Source organism: Salmonella sp. 3C, from assembly GCF_025426275.1.
Classification (GTDB): Bacteria; Pseudomonadota; Gammaproteobacteria; order Enterobacterales; family Enterobacteriaceae; genus Salmonella; species Salmonella enterica.
Genome location: NZ_CP104858.1, coordinates 1,329,245 through 1,347,960, shown reverse-complemented (window position 1 = coordinate 1,347,960; position 18,716 = coordinate 1,329,245). Strand labels below are relative to the sequence as shown.

The following is an 18,716-nucleotide window of genomic DNA, read 5'->3' as shown; positions in this document are numbered from 1 at the left end:
CTGACTCTCGCAATATCTTATGAGGTTTCAGTTCATGTCCTGCTGCGCTGGGTGTCTGTGAAGCGGGTTTACCATTAACGAATAGTCTTAGTAGTACCGAAAAAATGGCAGAGAAACGCAATATCTTTCTGGTTGGGCCTATGGGTGCCGGAAAAAGCACTATTGGGCGCCAGTTAGCTCAACAACTCAATATGGAATTTTACGATTCTGATCAAGAGATTGAGAAACGAACCGGAGCTGATGTGGGCTGGGTCTTCGATGTTGAAGGTGAAGACGGCTTCCGTAATCGTGAAGAAAAAGTTATCAACGAATTGACGGAAAAACAGGGTATTGTGCTGGCAACCGGCGGTGGCTCTGTAAAATCGCGTGAAACGCGTAACCGTCTCTCCGCGCGTGGCGTCGTGGTCTACCTTGAAACGACCATCGAAAAACAACTGGCGCGCACGCAGCGTGATAAAAAACGCCCGCTGTTGCAGGTTGAAGCACCGCCTCGCGAAGTTCTGGAAGCGCTGGCTAACGAACGCAATCCGCTGTACGAAGAGATTGCCGACGTCACCATTCGCACCGACGATCAAAGCGCTAAGGTTGTGGCAAACCAGATTATTCATATGCTGGAAAGCAACTAATTCAAGCAGAATACGCTGGGTAAGCGGGCACAAGTAACTAAGGTGGATGTCGCGTCATGGAGAGGATTACAGTCACTCTCGGGGAACGTAGTTACCCGATCACCATCGCGGCTGGTTTGTTTAACGAACCAGCTTCATTCTTGCCGCTGAAATCAGGCGATCAGGTCATGTTAGTGACCAACGAAACCCTGGCGCCGCTTTATCTGGACAAGGTTCGCGGCGTACTCGAACGGGCGGGCGTTAACGTAGACAGCGTGATTCTTCCTGACGGCGAGCAGTATAAGAGCCTGACGGTGCTGGATACGGTGTTTACGGCGTTACTGAAAAAACCGCATGGTCGTGATACCACGCTGGTCGCGCTTGGCGGCGGCGTGATTGGCGATCTTACCGGTTTTGCGGCGGCCAGCTACCAGCGAGGCGTTCGTTTCATCCAGGTGCCAACTACCTTACTGTCGCAGGTTGATTCTTCCGTGGGCGGGAAGACCGCCGTCAACCATCCCCTTGGCAAAAACATGATTGGCGCGTTTTACCAACCCGCTTCTGTGGTTGTCGATCTTGATTGCCTGAAAACGCTTCCCGCACGCGAACTGGCATCGGGACTGGCAGAGGTGATCAAATACGGCATTATACTCGACGCAGACTTCTTCACCTGGCTTGAGGGTAATCTGGATGCGCTATTGCGTCTGGACGGCCCGGCGATGGCGTACTGTATTCGTCGTTGTTGCGAGCTGAAAGCCGAAGTTGTTGCCGCCGACGAGCGTGAAGCGGGCTTACGTGCTTTACTGAATCTTGGACATACCTTTGGCCACGCCATTGAAGCGGAAATGGGATATGGCAATTGGTTACATGGTGAAGCCGTTGCCGCAGGTATAGTGATGGCTGCGCGCGCATCCGAGCGTTTGGGGCAGTTTAGTTCTGCTGATACGCAGCGCATCATCGCTCTACTCGAACGGGCCGGGTTGCCAGTCAATGGCCCTTGCGAGATGTCCGCGCAGGACTATTTGCCGCACATGCTGCGAGATAAAAAAGTGTTAGCGGGGGAGCTGCGTTTAGTGCTTCCGCTGGCCATAGGGAAAAGTGAAGTGCGCGGCGGAGTGTCGCACGAAGTCGTTCTTAGCGCGATTGCTGACTGTCAGCAGGCGTAACAACAAGAAAGGTCAGACTGATATTGCGTAGATGTCAGTCTTTTAGCTTCAGGTTATGTGCAATGTCGTAAGCATTAACCTTTGAGTGGGGTGTTAAATGGATGAATTCAAACCAGAAGACGAGCTGAAACCCGATCCCAGCGATCGTCGTACTGGTCGTTCTCGTCAATCTTCAGAACGCGATAATGAGCCGCAGATCAACTTTGATGACGTTGATCTGGATGCCGACGATCGCCGTCCGACGCGTACGCGTAAAGCGCGTAGTGAAGAACCTGAAGTTGAAGAAGAGTACGAATCCGATGAAGACGATACGGTGGACGAAGAGCGTGTTGAACGCCGTCCACGTAAGCGTAAAAAAGCGGCCCATAAGCCAGCCTCTCGTCAATACATGATGATGGGCGTTGGCGTACTGGTGCTGCTGCTGTTGATTATCGGTATCGGCTCCGCGCTGAAAGCCCCCTCAACGTCTTCCAGCGAGCCGTCGGCCTCTGGCGAAAAGAGTATCGATCTTTCCGGTAACGCCGCCGATCAGGCGAATGCGACCCAGCCTGCGCCGGGCGCCACCTCCGCAGAACAAACCGCGGGCAATACGTCGCAGGATATTTCGTTGCCGCCGATTTCTTCAACGCCGACGCAGGGACAGTCACCTGTGGTCGCTGACGGTCAGCAGCGCGTGGAAGTACAGGGCGATCTGAATAATGCGCTGACGCAGAATCCAGAGCAGATGAACAATGTTGCGGTGAACTCTACGTTGCCGACAGAGCCTGCAACCGTCGCGCCAGTTCGCAATGGCAGCACGACGCGTCAGGCGGCGGTTAGCGAACCTACCGAGCGTCATACCACGCGTCCGGAACATAAACAGGCCGTCATTGAACCTAAGAAACCGCAGACCACGGCGAAAACCACGACTGCGGAACCGAAGAAACCGGTCGCGCCAGTGAAACGTACGGAACCGGCAGCGCCAGCCGCGACGCCGAAAGCGACCACCACGACGGCTGCGCCGACAGCGACGGCAAGCGCTGCGCCGGTACAAACCGCGAAGCCAGCGCAAGCCTCGACGACGCCTGTCGCAGGCGGCGGGAAAAGCGCCGGCAACGTTGGCGCGTTAAAGAGCGCGCCATCCAGCCACTACACATTGCAGCTCAGTAGTTCTTCAAATTACGACAACCTGAACGGTTGGGCGAAGAAAGAGAACCTGAAAAATTATGTGGTATACGAGACGACGCGTAATGGACAACCGTGGTATGTGCTGGTAACGGGGATGTATGCTTCGAAAGAAGATGCTAAACGTGCGGTGTCCACCTTACCTGCCGATGTGCAGGCGAAAAACCCGTGGGCAAAACCGTTGCATCAGGTTCAGGCCGATCTGAAATAATCCAGGCTGTGTCCTGCAATTGCCTGTGAGTGTCGCTGACAGCTATTTTTGTTCAGGACAGGCGCGAGGGGCGCATTTGCTACCGTCAAATGCGCCGTAAAGCAACGCGGCACAGCCTAAAGCGCAGGATGCTGTCGGAGCTTTCTCCACAGCCGGAGAAGGTGTAATTAGTTAGTCAGCATGAAAAAAAATCGCGCTTTTTTGAAGTGGGCAGGGGGAAAATACCCTCTGCTTGATGATATCAAACGACATTTGCCAAAAGGCGAGTGCCTTGTCGAACCTTTTGTGGGTGCCGGATCGGTGTTTCTTAACACCGACTTTTCTCGTTATATCCTCGCCGATATCAACAGCGACCTTATTAGCCTCTATAACATCGTGAAGTTACGTACTGACGAGTATGTACAGGCTTCGCGCGAGCTGTTTATGCCTGAAACTAACCAGGCTGAGGTCTATTACCAACTCCGCGAGGAGTTCAACACCTGCCAGGACCCCTTTCGTCGGGCGGTACTGTTTTTATATCTGAACCGCTACGGTTATAACGGACTCTGTCGCTATAACTTACGCGGGGAATTTAATGTACCGTTTGGTCGTTATAAAAGACCTTACTTCCCGGAAGCGGAGTTGTACCACTTTGCAGAAAAAGCGCAGAATGCGTTCTTTTACTGTGAGTCATACGCAGACAGTATGGCGCGTGCGGACAAGTCGTCGGTGGTCTATTGCGATCCGCCTTATGCGCCGTTGTCCGCCACGGCTAACTTCACAGCGTATCACACCAATAGTTTTAGCCTGACGCAACAAGCGCATCTGGCGGAAATCGCTGAGAATCTGGTCAGTAACCGGATACCGGTGCTCATTTCCAACCATGATACGGCGCTCACACGCGAGTGGTATCAACTCGCAAAATTGCATGTCGTCAAAGTTAGACGCAGTATAAGCAGCAACGGCGGCACACGTAAAAAGGTGGACGAACTGCTGGCTCTGTACCAACCAGGAGTCGCAACGCCTGCAAGAAAATAATTCTCAAGGAGAAGCGGATGAAACAGTATTTGATTGCCCCCTCAATTCTGTCGGCTGATTTTGCTCGCCTGGGTGAAGACACCGCCAAAGCGCTGGCTGCCGGTGCTGATGTTGTACACTTTGACGTCATGGATAATCACTATGTGCCGAACCTGACTATCGGCCCGATGGTGCTGAAATCCCTGCGTCAGTACGGTATTACCGCGCCTATTGATGTCCACCTGATGGTCAAGCCAGTCGACCGTATCGTGCCCGACTTTGCCGCCGCTGGCGCGAGCATCATTACCTTTCACCCGGAAGCCTCCGAACATGTTGACCGCACGCTACAGCTGATTAAAGAACACGGCTGTAAAGCGGGGCTGGTATTCAACCCGGCAACGCCGCTCAGTTATCTCGATTACGTCATGGACAAACTGGATGTGATCCTGCTGATGTCCGTGAACCCAGGCTTCGGCGGCCAGTCTTTTATTCCGCAGACGCTGGATAAACTGCGCGAAGTGCGTCGCCGCATTGATGCGTCCGGTTACGACATTCGCCTGGAAGTGGACGGCGGCGTGAAGGTGAACAATATCGGCGAGATCGCCGCAGCAGGTGCGGACATGTTTGTTGCGGGGTCGGCAATTTTCGATAAACCCGACTACAAAAAAGTAATTGATGAAATGCGCAGTGAGCTGGCAAAGGTAACTCATGGATAAGTTACAGAATATTCGGGGCGTCGCCTTTGATCTTGACGGTACGCTGGTGGATAGCGCGCCGGGTCTTGCCGCGGCGGTGGATATGGCGCTGTATGCGCTGGAACTGCCGGTCGCGGGCGAGGAGCGCGTGATTACCTGGATTGGTAACGGCGCAGACGTATTGATGGAACGCGCGCTGGCCTGGGCTCGCGAGGAGCGCGCCACGCTGCGTAAGACGATGGGGAAACCGCCCGTTGATGAAGATATTCCTGCCGAGGAACAGGTACGCATTCTGCGTAAACTGTTCGACAGGTATTATGGCGAAGTGGCGGAAGAGGGCACTTTTTTATTTCCGCATGTCGCCGACACGCTGGGCGCGCTGCACGCCAGCGGATTGTCATTAGGTCTGGTGACGAATAAGCCGACGCCGTTCGTCGCGCCGTTGCTGGAATCGCTTGATATCGCCAAATACTTTAGTGTGGTTATCGGCGGCGATGATGTGCAAAATAAGAAGCCGCATCCGGAGCCGCTGTTGCTGGTGGCAAGCCGGCTGGGCATGATGCCGGAGCAGATGCTTTTTGTCGGCGATTCGCGTAATGATATTCAGGCTGCAAAAGCGGCGGGCTGCCCTTCGGTTGGCCTGACATACGGCTACAATTATGGCGAAGCGATCGCTCTTAGCGAGCCGGACGTCATTTATGACAGTTTTAACGATCTTTTGCCCGCACTTGGGCTTCCGCATAGCGATAACCAGGAAATAAAAAATGACTAAGCCCATCGTTTTTAGTGGCGCACAGCCCTCAGGTGAATTGACCATTGGCAACTATATGGGGGCATTGCGTCAGTGGGTAAACATGCAGGATGACTATCATTGCATCTACTGCATCGTAGACCAACATGCTATTACCGTGCGTCAGGACGCGCAGCAGCTACGTAAAGCGACGCTGGATACGCTGGCGCTGTACCTGGCATGTGGTATTGATCCTGAAAAGAGCACTATTTTCGTTCAGTCCCATGTGCCGGAACATGCGCAGCTTGGCTGGGCGCTGAACTGCTATACCTATTTCGGCGAGCTGAGCCGTATGACGCAGTTTAAAGATAAATCTGCGCGCTATGCGGAAAACATTAACGCCGGCCTGTTTGATTACCCGGTGTTGATGGCGGCAGACATCCTGTTGTACCAAACCAATCTGGTGCCGGTAGGCGAAGATCAGAAGCAGCATCTGGAACTGAGCCGCGATATCGCCCAGCGTTTTAACGGGCTGTATGGCGATATTTTCAAAGTACCGGAACCGTTTATTCCAAAATCCGGCGCGCGAGTGATGTCGCTGCTGGAGCCGACAAAGAAAATGTCCAAATCGGACGATAACCGTAATAACGTGATCGGCCTGCTGGAAGATCCGAAATCGGTAGTGAAGAAAATCAAACGTGCGGTCACTGACTCCGACGAGCCGCCGGTAGTGCGTTATGATGTGAAAGAGAAAGCGGGTGTCTCTAACCTGCTGGATATCCTTTCCGCCGTGACCGGTCAGAGCATTCCTGAACTGGAAAAACAGTTTGAAGGTAAAATGTATGGCCATTTGAAAGGCGAAGTGGCGGAGGCGGTTTCCGGAATGCTGTCTGAGTTGCAGGAGCGCTATCACCGTTTCCGCAACGACGAAGCGTTCTTACAGAAGGTGATGAAAGACGGGGCGGAAAAAGCCAGCGCACGTGCGGCCGAAACGCTGAAAGCCGTTTACGAAGCCATTGGCTTTGTGGCGAAACCGTAACGGTAATTTCTTGCCCGATGGCGCTGGCTTATCGGGCCTACCAACGAGCGTAAGTTGGACAAGGCATCTGCGCAGTACCGTTTATCAGACCTGTAAAAAAACCGGGAAAATCCCGGTTTTTTTGTATCTGCGCAGTCGTTTCTATTATTGATCGGCAGCCGGGCCGCAACCGCCAATAATTTTAGAAATAGAAATTGCAGGGTGCAGCAAATAATCGTAGCTGCAGTTATTTTTTTTGTTTTCGATATGACCAGTACAAGCAGTGAGCGTCGCCAGAACCCCTGCCACAACGGCAATTTTTACAAATTTAAACATTTCAAAATCCTTGTTGATAAAACGAGCACTACTGATGGAATAAATATAAGATCTATTTAGCGTATAGTACGATAGCAATTATTAAACTATACAGGTAGTCCAAATAAGGACTTTATCTTTACCAGATGATATGATTTAAAAAGGCCGATTAATAATAAGCGGCCTTTATTAGTGTTATATAATGTCGTTTATTTAACGAAATGTTTTCTTAACGTTAAGCATAAAGCCTTTATCGCTGATACCGTCTTCCTTCCACTGGTAGGCATCCAGATGTAGCGCGGTATCATTGCTGCTGTATTTCACGCCGATGGTTGCCAGGCCATTAATGCCGCCGCCTTTTTGACCGTCATCCACGCCGAACGATTGACCCGCCGCACCCTGTAATGACGCTGTACGCTGGCTCTTGCTGTAGCTCAGGTTCGGGCCGCCTTCCAGGGTAGCTGTGGCGCTCCAGCCGTCTTTCCCGGCGTAATCCAGCTTCAGGCCGACAATAGAGTCTACCGCCGTTTCGTTGCCAGAGTTCATGGACAGGTTAAAATCTCCGGCGCTGCGCTCTTTGTAGCCATCTTCCATGGTGTGACGGAATTTCACTCCGGCATACGGCGTGACTTTCAGCGTATCACTCATCATGGTGAAAGTTTTCGCCCCTTCACTGCGAAACTCAAGGTACTGCTGACGCATGTCGGAATCGGCAATTTTATTGACATCGCCATAGGCGACAGAACGGCTGCTGTCGAGGTTATGTACGTCATAGCGCAGGCTGTTGTTCCACGCCAGACCTTCATCAAACGCCATGCTGTGCTTCAGACCAAAGAACTGACTGTAGCCGCCGGTCAGGCCGTTATCGCCCGCGGTTTTCGAACCGTCGCCATCCAGACGCGCAATACCATACTCCAGCGTCAGATTCTGGCTGGCGGTGAGATCCAACGTCTGGCGTAATGCCAGCATGTCGTACTGGGTGTCGTTGCCCAGCTCCGCGCGCGGGTCGCCTTTCGCTACGACGTTAAACGCCAGGCCATCTTTGATCTGCGGCGCGGCGTCGGCCAGCATGGTAAAGCGGTTGCTTAACACCCGGGCTTCACGGAATACCGTGGTGGCTTGAGCACCGCTCACCTGCTTCAGTGCGCTGTTCAGCTCGGCGGTAGTCCCCACATTAAGGCTGGTGTACAGCTCGTTGTTGGTGTAACCGGCGTCCAGCGCACTCGCCACGTCGCTTACCGAGCTGTCGGTGGCCACATCGGCATAGGCGTTTTTGGTCATGGTGACGTCAACGTTGCCGTCGGCATCCTGGCTACCCTGGGCGTTCCACACCACGCTGGTGGAAGTGATGTTGTCCGCGCCCTGGATATTGCTGCCGGTGAAGGCGTTATCCACCACCACGGTGGTATCCGCCGTACCGCTGGTAAAGCCGGTATCCACCTTCACGTTGTCGCCAATCACCAGGTTATTGGCTTTCAGCGTACCGGAGCTACCGTCGGCGTTGGTGCCAACAATATAGTTGGAGAGCTGCTGCGGCGCGTTGGGATCCGCTGGCGGCGTCGGGATGCTGCCCTCGGTCGGGGCGGTAGTCGCATCCGGGATGACGATGTCCGCTGTCCCGTTATGGTCGTTCTGCGTGCCCGTAGTACCCGGCGCGTAGATGTCGCAGCCGCTGTCGCACAGCAGGTTGATTTCGCCGTTGTTGATGATGGCTTTGGTCTTGCCGCCAAACGCATACGAGTCATCCGCGTAAACGTTGATCACGCCGTCTGCGGTGTTGTTTATGGTGGTGGCATTACCGTTGCCCTTGATGCCGATAAGCCCGGTGCCGTTGGTGCCGTCCTCCTTGCCCTGCACGGTACCGACGTTGATGGTGCCGCTATTGACCAGGTTAATGACATAACTGCTGGTGCCGCCGCTAATCGCCACGGCGTTATCGCCCTGCACGTTGATAGTGCCCTGGTTGCCGAAGTTATAGCCGCGGCCCAAATTGATTAGCGGCGCATCCGGGTTAATACCGTTAATCACGCCGGTTGCGGTGTTCCAGATCCATTTGGGGTCATTGCTGCCGTTGGCCGTGGTGATGGCGCTGTAACCGTTAGTGGCGGTGATGGTGCCGCTGTTCACCTGGGTCAGCGAATCGTTGGCGCGCGTCAGATTGATGATGGTGTTCTCGCCGCCTTCCACCGCGCTGCCGCTGTTGGTAAGCGTTGCGTCCTCTTCGTTATAGAAATAGAAGCTGCCGCTGACCAGCGATTTGCCATCTTCCGCCACCGTCATATCGCCAGTATTGACGATTTCCTGCTGGTAGCTGGTGCCCGCTATGGAGCCGGTGAAATCGCCGTTATTGTAAAAAGTAACGTCGCCATTAAGGGTTAACAGATCGGTGGTGATGCTGCCGTCCGCTTCATTAAAGAGGCTGTGCCAGGTGGAAATAGCGTCCGCGTCCAGCGTCCCGTAGTTAGCCAGCGCGTTAGCCCCGCCGTTAATCGTCACGGTGCCGTTGACGGTGAGCGAGGCGCCCGCTTCGTTGTACAGCCAGCCCCCGTTAACGTCCACATCGCCGTTCAGGGTTTCAGTACCGTAGTTGGCCAGCGTACCGGCGGTGAAGAAACCTGTGTCGGAGGTCCTGGTGTCGCTGTCGCCGCTGCCGGGCAGAGACTGAATCCAGATTTTGTCCGTTGGCGTGCCGCCCATGTGTGAATCAGTATCATCCATCGGGCTGCCGTTAAGGTTGATAGAGCCGTTATTGATGATGTAGCTGGAACTGTCGCTCAGAAACGCCTGGCCGTAATCGGCGTCGATGTTAATCACGCCGCTGGTGTCGTTGATGACGACGCCGCCGTTGAGCGCCGCCATCCCGACCAGCTCGTCTGCCTGACCGGTCACGCCGTCATCGGCGGTCAGGGTGATCACGCCCTGGTTAATGGCGGTGCCGCCATTAAGCGCCATCATGCCGAACCCGGCGTTGTTGACGGTAATGTTGCCGGTGTTGATGGCGGTGGCGTCGCCATCGGCATCGGTGGAACCCGCCACCATTCCTGAGCTGGTGAGATAGAGCGATGATGGCTGCCAGTAGCTGGTGCTGGTGATGTTATTTTCATCGTCCAGCGTCGGGACAAGGCCATCCAGATAGATATCGCCTTCGTTTAGTGCTTTACCTCGGCTGGCGGTAACGCCATATACACCTGCCCCCTGCAAATGGATCGTGGCGCCCTCATCGTTAACGACATCGCCATAATCCGAAGCCATCATGGCGTAAAAGGTGTGGGTGTACCATTTCAATGGGTATACTTCAATACCGCCACTGCCCTGCGGCGTCTGATCAGAAATGAGGGTGATATCGCCGCCGGCTTTGTTATGAACAGCCGATCCCTCGCCACTAGCCCTTGTGATGGCTGCACGATCCTCACTACTGTTGCTACTGGTCGCGTAGACCAGAATATCTCCGCTGTTGCTGACTTCCGAGCCGTTATCTGCGCGAATGACGGAATACACGCCATGGCTTGTAATATCGCCTTTATTTTCAATTGATGTGCCTTCGCCATCAGCCATCAGCAACGCGTTGTAGGTGTAATAGCCTGTGGGTATATAACTGACATTAACGTCAACAACTGAGTCATCACCCAGAATCAGGGAGCCGCCGTTGTTGACCCGCGCCAGTACAACGTGCCCCCCCACTACCGTGTTGGTATCAATGGTAGAATGACCGTTTAGCGTAACGGTACTGTTACCGCTGACGCTGATGCCGGTAATGTCTGCAGAGGTTCCATCAAGTGGATCCTCGCTGTGGGTGATATTAATACCGCCGTCAATCTCAACGTCGTTATCATCACCTGTTACGCTCAGGCCAACAACGTCCAGGTATTGTCCGCTGGCGGCGGACAGATCGTTGTCATCAATATTCAGCGCGCCATTAAGGGTAACGGTATTGCCGTTGCCGCCGACGACAACGCCAGTTAACGGGGGAGCCCCGGCAGCCAGGTCATCCTGCCCGTAGTCGGCGCTGATATTTACGTTGCCGGTGATATCAACGGCGTTGCTGTCGCCGCTCACGCTCACCCCTGTCGCTGAGCTAAACACGCCTTCGCTGTCCTGGACTGAGACAACGTTAATATCGCCATCCAGCGTAACCTGCGACATATCGCCGCTCACCAGCGCGCCGGTGCCGTTAAGGCTGACGTCAATATCCCCTTTGTTTTTGAAGGTGTTTTTTTCGCCTGCAACCACAAAACCCACCGAGTCCGCATCACGCACGGTGGCGTTGCCGGTATTTTTTGCTTCATTTCCGGTGCCGTAGGTGATGATGCCCATCGCGCCGTCGGTGACCAGCAGATCGCCCGCCTGGGTCAGGCTGCCGTTGTCGCCGTTGATAATCACGGCGGCAGAGCCCGCGCCATCCACCGCGATATCACCGGTATTGGTGGTATGGGCGTCGTCGCCGTCAATGCGCGTACCGACGGCGCCGCCGGAGATAGTCTGATTACCTTCGTTGATAACGAGCGCGTTGTCGCCTTCGATATACAGCGCCGTGGCGTCTGCGCCGCTGACGGTAGTGCTCCCGGCGTTATCGATAACCACGTTGTCGCCGGTAATGTGGCCGCCGGTGCCGCCGTCGGTGATGGTCATATCACCGTCATTGTTGACGCGGGCGTTATTGCCGTCAATGACGGTGCCGGTGGAGCCTGCGCCGCTGATGTTAGAGGTACCGGTATTCTTAATCGTGGCGTTGTCGCCGTCGATGATGATGGCGGTACCGCCGCCGCTCACGGCAATGTCACCGGCGAAATTGGTGGTGGTGCCGTTGCCGGAAATCAGCGCGCCGGTGGCGTTGTCCACCGTGGAGTGGCCCGAAATGGTGTTGGTGGTGCCGTCACCGGAGATAACCATGCCGGTGGCACCGTCGGTCACACTGGAGTCCCCGGTGAGCGTGTTGACGGTTCTATCGCCGGAAATAATCACGCCGGTGCGATCCTGGCCGCTGATATCCATGCCGCGATCGGAATTATGCGCCTGGTCATCGCCGCTGATAACGGTGGTGTTATCGTCGGCAATAATCAGATAGCCCCGGCTGTCGTACTTCCAGTAGAGACCGTTTTCCTGGGTGCCTTCAATCACGGCGGCATTGGCGTCGGTCACGTCCCAGCCGGTGACGTTCAGCGTTTTACCGTCCGCGGTGGTGAGCTGCCACTGGTTGTCCTGTTCTGAATAATTCCACACGGCACCCTCAAGAACGCTGCCGTTATCCAGTTTGAAGCTGTCGAAGGTCAGGGTGTCTTTGCCTTTATCGATGGTGACGCCGTTGCTGAAGGTAATAACAGAGTCATCTGGGGGCGTGTCGTCGTCATCGCCGCTATCATCGGGCGGGGTTACATCGTCATCGCCGCTATCATCGGGCGGGGTCACATCGTCATCGCCGCTATCGTCGGGCGGGGTTACATCGTCATCGCCGCTATCGTCAGGCGGGGTCACATCGTCATCGCCGCTATCGTCGGGCGGGGTCACATCGTCATCGCCGCTATCGTCGGGCGGGGTTACATCGTCATCGCCGCTATCATCAGGCGGGGTTACATCGTCATCGCCGCTATCGTCGGGCGGGGTTACATCGTCATCGCCGCTATCGTCGGGTGGGGTTACATCGTCATCGCCGCTATCGTCGGGCGGGATCACATTGTCATCGCCGCCATTATCGGGCGTAGGGGGGGTATAAGAATGATTAGAATCTCCGCCACCGTTATTTTCAACGCCAATAGCCACACCTGCGACCAGTGCAGCAACGCCGCCAGCAACCCAGCCCCAGTGATTATCATTTTCAGGTGTAGCAAGGCAGGTCGGTGAAAGTTTTGCGCGTTTTTCTTTAGGCAGGGAGGAGATATTACTGGGACATTCTTTTTCATCATCGTTATTTTCTGCGGCGATGGCCGGAATGTAATAACTTTGTAGCGTTAAAGCGATAGCGATAGAAATAAGTTTTTTCTTTTGCATAGGGTTCATCCTTAATTAATATTTTCCTTGCGTACTAAACATATGCAGAGAGCGGTACAGGCAATGATGAAATGGCCAGAAGAAAAATTATGCTTTAGTGTTTATTTTATCACCCGATAACCAGGTCAGGTCAAATTGAGTGCTTAACGGTGTTATTTATTGTATGAATGAATAAGGGGTGAATTTGACGAGTAAAAGGGTTTTTAGGCAGAATTATTACTATTTAAATTTTTCTGGTGTATTTAAAGTTGATTTCTTAATTCACTTTTAAGTAAAAATAATTTGAGATTACGAGTAGTTGTAAAATAAAGCCCTGTTATTCAGGGCGTTATTTTAATTAATAATTAGAGAACCAATTTAATTTATCGCGTAAGCCAACGACCCGGCCAACGATAATCAGCGCCGGGCTTTCAACCTGTTGCGCTAATTCACCAAGCTGCGTCAGCACACCGTGGACGACGCGTTGCTTCACGGAGGTACCGTTTTCTACCAGCGCAACCGGCATATCGGCCTGCATACCGAATGCGATCAGTTTTTCCTGGATAGTCGCTGCCTGATTCAGCCCCATGTAGAACACCAGCGTCTGTTTTTCTGCCGCCAGGTTTTCCCAGTCCAGCTCGCCGCCGGTTTTCAGGTGACCGGTGACCAGACGTACGCTCTGGGCGTAATCGCGATGGGTTAGCGGAATACCGGAGTAGGCGGAGCAGCCGGAAGCCGCGGTAATCCCTGGCACTACCGAGAAAGGAATACCGGCATGACACAGCGTTTCCAGCTCTTCGCCGCCGCGACCAAAGATAAAGGGATCGCCGCCTTTCAGGCGTACCACGCGTTTACCTTTTTGCGCTTCACGCAGCAGGATCTGGTTGATTTCTTCCTGTGGGACGCAGTGGTAACCCGCGCGTTTCCCCACAAAGACCCGATCGGCATCGCGGCGTACCAGGTTCATAATGTCGTCGGAGACGAGGCGATCGTAAACCACGATATCCGCCTGTTGGATTTGTTGTAACCCTTTCAGCGTCAGCAGTCCGGCATCGCCCGGCCCGGCGCCGACCAGCACGACTTCGCCACGGTGATCCAGCGGTTCGCTAAACAGGCGTTCGGTTGTCGCGTTAACCGCTTTCTCATCGGCATTCGCCAGCGACTGCGCCAGCCGGTCATTGACGAAAAATTTTTCCCAGAAGCGACGACGCTCGCCCATCGTGGCAAACTGCTTTTTCACCCGGGCGCGGAGTTGCCCGGCATAGCGCGCGACCTGCCCCAGATGCTGCGGCAGCAGCGATTCCAGTTTCTCGCGCAGCAGACGCGCCAGTACCGGGGAAGTGCCGCCCGAGGAGACGGCGACCATCAGCGGCGAGCGGTCAATAATGGAGGGCATGATAAAGCTGGCGGCTTTCGGCGCATCCACCACGTTGCAGAAGATACGGCGTGACTCCGCCGCGTCGCTGACGCGCTGGTTGACGGTATCGTCATCAGTGGCCGCGATCGCCAGCCAACACGAGTCGAGAAGCGTTTCGTCGAACGGACCCTTAACCAGAGTCAACATGCCTTCATTTGCCCATACGGTGAACTGTGGAATGAAGGTTAGCGCATTGACCGTTAAACGTGCGCCTGCTTCCAGCAGTAACCGTGCTTTGCGTTCTGCGACATCGCCACCGCCGACGATCAGACAGTCGCGGTCGCGTAATTGACAAAATATAGGCAAATGGTCCACGACATTACCCCTTAATGGTTGGCTGTAACCTTAATTTGGTTGGTTTTTTGCGGAACAGGACGCTCCGATTTCGGCGTAGCATACCAATAACCCAATCCCATGAACACGACGCCGGACAAAGTATTGCCCAGAGTGACCCATAACAGATTGTGTCCGATTCCGGACAGGGTATAGGCGTCGCTGTGATGACCAAACCAGGAGAGGGCAAACAGCGTCATATTCGCGACGGAGTGCTCGTAGCCGGAAGCGATAAACGCCAGCAGACACCACCAGATAGCAAGAAATTTTGCCGTGCCTTCGGTGCGAATCGCCATCCAGATTGCCAGACAAACCAGCCAGTTACACAGCGCGCCTTTGAAGAACAGTACCGTGGCGGGCGCGGTGGTTTTCGCCAGCGCGACTGAGTGAACGATACTGGTATCGACCGGCAACAAACTGCCGCCGCCCCAGCTGTAAAGCAGGGCGACAAACACGGAACCGACCAGGTTGCCGAGCCAGGTTTGCGGCAGGATAGCCCACATTTGACCGTGGCTGATGGTGCCTGCTTTGACGCCCAGCGTCAGGAACATGGTGTGGCCGGTAAACAGTTCGGAACCTGCGATGATGACCAGCGTTAAGGCGATACCGAAGGTCGCTCCCATCACCAAAGGACGCACGGACGGGTCGAGCAGATTGCCGAGGGTGAAAATAAGAATGATGCCGAGACCGACATAAGCCCCGGCCATTGCCGAACTGACCCAGAAGCCGAGCGGATTATTCGCCGACAGGCGTGCGATGCGCGCAGCGTTAGCCGCACACTTATTGATAGTGTCTGTAAACATTTGATTATCCTTTTCTCACTTCATCCTTTGCACTGCCTCTTTGTTGGCTGCCCTCGCTCACCCCAGTCACATAGTGAACTATGTTCCTGGGGATTTGCTCAGTTGCCGCCGCGATGCAGTACAAATGATTTTGTGATAACAATTAAAATGAAAAAAAATACAAAAAAGGGGAGGCGTTGCACCTCCCAAAAATAATTAACCGCGCAACTGCACCACGCCGTCTTTTACCCGCGCGTCGTACTGTTTCACAGAGAACTGCTCATCTTCCATGCACAAACCATCGCTCAGGCGGAAGCGCTGTTTCTTCAGCGGGCTGGCGACCCACAGTTCGCCCTGGTGTTCCGCAATCAGTCCACGAGACAGCACGCTGGCCTCAAAGAACGGGTCGATGTTGCTGATCGCGAACACCTGATCGCTATGGTAAGGACGGAAAATCGCGACTTGTTCAGTACCTAACAGCGCGCAGACGCCGGTTCCCGGCAGGATGTCATCGATTTTGCAGATGTTTTGCCACTGGCTCATGCGTTTTCCTCCACCAGAGTGACCGGGATACGTTCATACGGCGTGGCCGGACGATGCTGTTCACGTTCAGGCACAACCTGGACGTTCGGGTCGCGTTTGTCGCTGTTGATAAAGTGCTTAAAGCGAACCTGTGCGGATGGGGTGTTAACGGTTTCTGTCCACTCGCAGACCACCGCTGCGCGCAGGCGCGCCATCTCTTCTTCCAGATGTTCGTTCAGGCCCAGCTTATCGTCGATGATGACCGATTTCAGGTACTCGATGCCGCCTTCCAGATTATCCAGCCACGGCGCGGTACGGGTCAGTTTGTCGGCAGTACGGATGTAGAACATCATAAAGCGGTCGAGGTACTTGATCAGCGTGTCGCGATCGAGATCGGCTGCCAGCAGATCCGCATGACGCGGTTTCATCCCGCCGTTACCGCAGACGTACAGGTTCCAGCCTTTCTCCGTGGCGATGATACCCACATCTTTGCCCTGCGCTTCCGCACATTCACGGGTACAGCCGGAGACGCCGAATTTCATTTTGTGCGGGGTACGAATGCCTTTGTAGCGGTTTTCCAGCTCCACGCCGAAACCGACGCTGTCGCCCACGCCGTAGCGGCACCAGGTGCTGCCGACGCAGGTTTTCGCCATCCGCAGCGCTTTGGCGTACGCGTGACCGGTTTCGAAACCGGCTTCAATCAACTGACGCCAGATTTCCGGCAGATCGTCTTTTTGCGCGCCAAACAGACCGATACGCTGAGAACCGGTAATTTTGGTATAGAGGTTAAACTCGCGGGCGATACGCCCCACGGCCACCAGACCTTCCGGGGTGATTTCGCCGCCCGCCGAGCGCGGGATCACCGAGTAAGTACCGTCTTTCTGGATATTCGCCAGGAAGTTATCGTTAGTATCCTGTAGCGGCGTGTGCTGCGGCTTGAGGATGTATTCGTTCCAGCACGACGCCAGCAGCGAACCGACGGTCGGCTTACACACTTCGCAGCCGTAGCCTTTACCGTGTTTCGCCAGCAGTTCTTCAAAGGTTTTGATACCTTCCACGCGGATTAAGTGGAACAGTTCCTGACGAGAATAAGCAAAGTGCTCGCACAGGTTGTTGTTGACTTCAATACCCTGTTTCGCCAGTTCGGCGTTCAGTACCTGCGTCACCAGCGGGATGCAGCCGCCGCAGCCGGTTCCGGCTTTGGTTTCCGCTTTCAGCGCCGCCACGGTATGGCAGCCTTTATTGATAGCGGCGATCAGATCGCCTTTAGTCACATCGAAGCAGGAGCAGATCTGCGCGCTGTCCGGCAGTTTATCCACGCCGATAGCGGGTTTACCACTGCCCGCGTGCGACGGCAGGATCAGCGAATCCGGGTTTTCCGGCAGTTCGATGGCGTTCAGTACCAGTTGCAGCAAATTGCCGTAATCGCTGGTGTCGCCGACCAGTACTGCGCCGAGCAGCGTTTTGTTATCTTCGCTGACAATTAGACGTTTGTAGACTTCTTTGCTTTCATCGAGGTAAACGTAACTACGCGCGCCCGGCGTGCGGCCATGCGCGTCGCCGATGCCGCCGACGTCCACGCCCAGCAGCTTCAGCTTGGCGCTGAGATCCGCCCCTTCAAAGGCGTTTTCACTGCCGAGGATATGGTCAACGGCGACCTGGGCCATTTTATAGCCTGGTGCGACCAGACCGTAAACGCGGTTGTTCCAACTGGCGCACTCGCCGATAGCGTAGATATCTGGGTCAGACGTCTGGCAGGTGTCGTTAATCACGATCCCGCCGCGCTGCGCGACGGCCAGACCGCACTGGGTAGCCAGCTTGTCGCGGGGGCGAATACCGGTAGAGAAGACGATGAAATCGACTTCCAGCTCGCTGCCGTCGGCAAAACGCATAGTCTTACGTGCTTCGTTACCCTGCTGAACAATCTCTTGCGTGTTTTTACTGGTGTGTACACGCACGCCCATGCTTTCGATCTTGCGACGTAGCTGCTCGCCGCCCATTTGATCGAGTTGTTCCGCCATCAGCATTGGCGCAAATTCAATGACGTGCGTTTCCACGCCGAGGTTTTTCAGCGCGCCAGCGGCTTCCAGCCCCAGCAGACCGCCGCCGACCACCGCCCCGCGCTTGCTGCGACGGGCGCAGGCTTCGATAGCGTTGAGGTCTTCAATGGTACGGTAAACGAAGCAATCCTGGGTTTCGGAGCCTTTAATCGGCGGGATCCACGGATAGGAACCGGTCGCCATGATCAGCTTGTCATAATAAACGGTACGACCCGCGCTGGAGTGAATCACTTTCTCCTGACGGTTAATGGTAATTGCGCGTTCGCCAACCAGTACCTTTACGCCGTGCTTCTCGTAAAATCCTTCACGCACCAGAGAGAGCTCTTCCGCGGTGTGGTGAGAGAAGTAGGATGACAGGTGGACACGGTCATAGGCTTTACGGGGTTCTTCACAGAACACGGTAATGTCGAACAGGCTAGCGTCGGATTTATCAAGGAGATCCTCAATAAAGCGGTGGCCGACCATACCATTACCGATAATAGCGAGTCTGACTTTGCTCATTTTTGCCTCGATTTCTTTTCTATTACCGCCTACCTTAACGATTCAGCAACCCCGCTTATTGATGTAAATCAAATTCACCTTTATATACCTCTTAATGGGTATGTGGCTGATTTGTCTGGATTTTTATAAGTGGCGGAATTGTCAGGCTTTTCAGGTTTGTACAAATGACATACAAAATGAGGGGTTTTTAGGCCAACAGGCCTACCCCGTCAGGAGGGGGGATAGAGTGCCGGAGGG

General features: G+C 54.5%; 13 protein-coding genes. 7 read left to right on the top strand and 6 right to left on the bottom strand.

What is annotated here, in order from left to right:
- The first annotated feature begins 104 nt into the window (after positions 1-104).
- From aroK to trpS, 7 genes are all read left to right on the top strand, one after another.
- Entirely contained in the window at positions 105-626 is a 522-nt protein-coding gene (aroK, locus tag N7E69_RS06515) for a shikimate kinase AroK (RefSeq protein ID WP_000818621.1), read from the top strand.
- Between the two features lie 56 nt (positions 627-682).
- Positions 683-1,771 (top strand): 3-dehydroquinate synthase, encoded by a 1,089-nt coding sequence (aroB, locus tag N7E69_RS06510; protein WP_000439824.1) that lies wholly within the window; start codon positions 683-685, stop codon positions 1,769-1,771.
- Between the two features lie 97 nt (positions 1,772-1,868).
- Positions 1,869-3,146 (top strand): cell division protein DamX, encoded by a 1,278-nt coding sequence (gene damX, locus N7E69_RS06505; protein WP_000343146.1) that lies wholly within the window; start codon positions 1,869-1,871, stop codon positions 3,144-3,146.
- Between the two features lie 180 nt (positions 3,147-3,326).
- A complete protein-coding gene (dam, locus tag N7E69_RS06500; protein ID WP_000742132.1) occupies positions 3,327-4,163 on the top strand; it encodes an adenine-specific DNA-methyltransferase in 837 nt (278 codons plus the stop codon).
- A gap of 17 nt (positions 4,164-4,180) precedes the next feature.
- Positions 4,181-4,858, top strand: coding sequence for a ribulose-phosphate 3-epimerase (gene rpe / locus N7E69_RS06495; RefSeq protein ID WP_000816284.1), 678 nt, complete (start codon positions 4,181-4,183; stop codon positions 4,856-4,858).
- Positions 4,851-5,609 carry a phosphoglycolate phosphatase gene (gene gph, locus N7E69_RS06490; RefSeq protein WP_000359649.1) on the top strand — a complete coding sequence of 253 codons (759 nt, stop codon included), beginning with the start codon at positions 4,851-4,853 and terminating at the stop codon, positions 5,607-5,609. The genes rpe and gph overlap by 8 nt, the downstream gene beginning before the upstream one ends.
- Positions 5,602-6,606, top strand: coding sequence for a tryptophan--tRNA ligase (gene trpS / locus N7E69_RS06485; protein ID WP_000165562.1), 1,005 nt, complete (start codon positions 5,602-5,604; stop codon positions 6,604-6,606). The genes gph and trpS overlap by 8 nt, the downstream gene beginning before the upstream one ends.
- 144 nt (positions 6,607-6,750) lie before the next feature.
- Here the strand turns inward: trpS and N7E69_RS06480 are convergent, their stop codons facing one another.
- The 6 genes from N7E69_RS06480 to nirB all read right to left on the bottom strand — a co-directional run bounded on the left by N7E69_RS06480 (position 6,751) and on the right by nirB (position 18,479).
- Positions 6,751-6,921: a YhfL family protein gene (locus tag N7E69_RS06480; RefSeq protein ID WP_000472323.1), complete on the bottom strand. Its 171-nt coding sequence runs from the start codon at positions 6,919-6,921 to the stop codon at positions 6,751-6,753.
- Between the two features lie 192 nt (positions 6,922-7,113).
- Positions 7,114-12,894 carry an autotransporter adhesin BigA gene (gene bigA, locus N7E69_RS06475; RefSeq protein ID WP_077906646.1) on the bottom strand — a complete coding sequence of 1,927 codons (5,781 nt, stop codon included), beginning with the start codon at positions 12,892-12,894 and terminating at the stop codon, positions 7,114-7,116.
- A gap of 328 nt (positions 12,895-13,222) precedes the next feature.
- Positions 13,223-14,596, bottom strand: a complete 1,374-nt coding sequence (gene cysG / locus N7E69_RS06470) for a siroheme synthase CysG (RefSeq protein ID WP_000349906.1) — start codon at positions 14,594-14,596, stop codon at positions 13,223-13,225.
- A gap of 11 nt (positions 14,597-14,607) precedes the next feature.
- On the bottom strand, positions 14,608-15,417 hold the full coding sequence (gene nirC / locus N7E69_RS06465) for a nitrite transporter NirC (RefSeq protein ID WP_000493576.1): 810 nt from the start codon (positions 15,415-15,417) through the stop codon (positions 14,608-14,610).
- A gap of 195 nt (positions 15,418-15,612) precedes the next feature.
- The gene (gene nirD, locus N7E69_RS06460; RefSeq protein WP_000084813.1) at positions 15,613-15,939 is read right to left on the bottom strand and encodes a nitrite reductase small subunit NirD; all 327 of its coding nucleotides are present in this window, start codon (positions 15,937-15,939) and stop codon (positions 15,613-15,615) included.
- Positions 15,936-18,479, bottom strand: a complete 2,544-nt coding sequence (gene nirB / locus N7E69_RS06455) for an NADPH-nitrite reductase large subunit (protein WP_000049249.1) — start codon at positions 18,477-18,479, stop codon at positions 15,936-15,938. Before nirB ends, nirD begins: the two co-directional genes overlap by 4 nt.
- Between the last annotated feature and the right edge of the window lie 237 nt (positions 18,480-18,716).

Coding starts and splice junctions, on each gene's coding strand:
- aroK (WP_000818621.1), top strand. CDS start 105: ATGGCAGAGAAACGCAATATCTTTCTGGTTGGGCCTATGGGTGCCGGA.
- aroB (WP_000439824.1), top strand. CDS start 683: ATGGAGAGGATTACAGTCACTCTCGGGGAACGTAGTTACCCGATCACC.
- damX (WP_000343146.1), top strand. CDS start 1,869: ATGGATGAATTCAAACCAGAAGACGAGCTGAAACCCGATCCCAGCGAT.
- dam (WP_000742132.1), top strand. CDS start 3,327: ATGAAAAAAAATCGCGCTTTTTTGAAGTGGGCAGGGGGAAAATACCCT.
- rpe (WP_000816284.1), top strand. CDS start 4,181: ATGAAACAGTATTTGATTGCCCCCTCAATTCTGTCGGCTGATTTTGCT.
- gph (WP_000359649.1), top strand. CDS start 4,851: ATGGATAAGTTACAGAATATTCGGGGCGTCGCCTTTGATCTTGACGGT.
- trpS (WP_000165562.1), top strand. CDS start 5,602: ATGACTAAGCCCATCGTTTTTAGTGGCGCACAGCCCTCAGGTGAATTG.
- N7E69_RS06480 (WP_000472323.1), bottom strand. CDS start 6,921: ATGTTTAAATTTGTAAAAATTGCCGTTGTGGCAGGGGTTCTGGCGACG.
- bigA (WP_077906646.1), bottom strand. CDS start 12,894: ATGAACCCTATGCAAAAGAAAAAACTTATTTCTATCGCTATCGCTTTA.
- nirC (WP_000493576.1), bottom strand. CDS start 15,417: ATGTTTACAGACACTATCAATAAGTGTGCGGCTAACGCTGCGCGCATC.
- nirD (WP_000084813.1), bottom strand. CDS start 15,939: ATGAGCCAGTGGCAAAACATCTGCAAAATCGATGACATCCTGCCGGGA.
- nirB (WP_000049249.1), bottom strand. CDS start 18,479: ATGAGCAAAGTCAGACTCGCTATTATCGGTAATGGTATGGTCGGCCAC.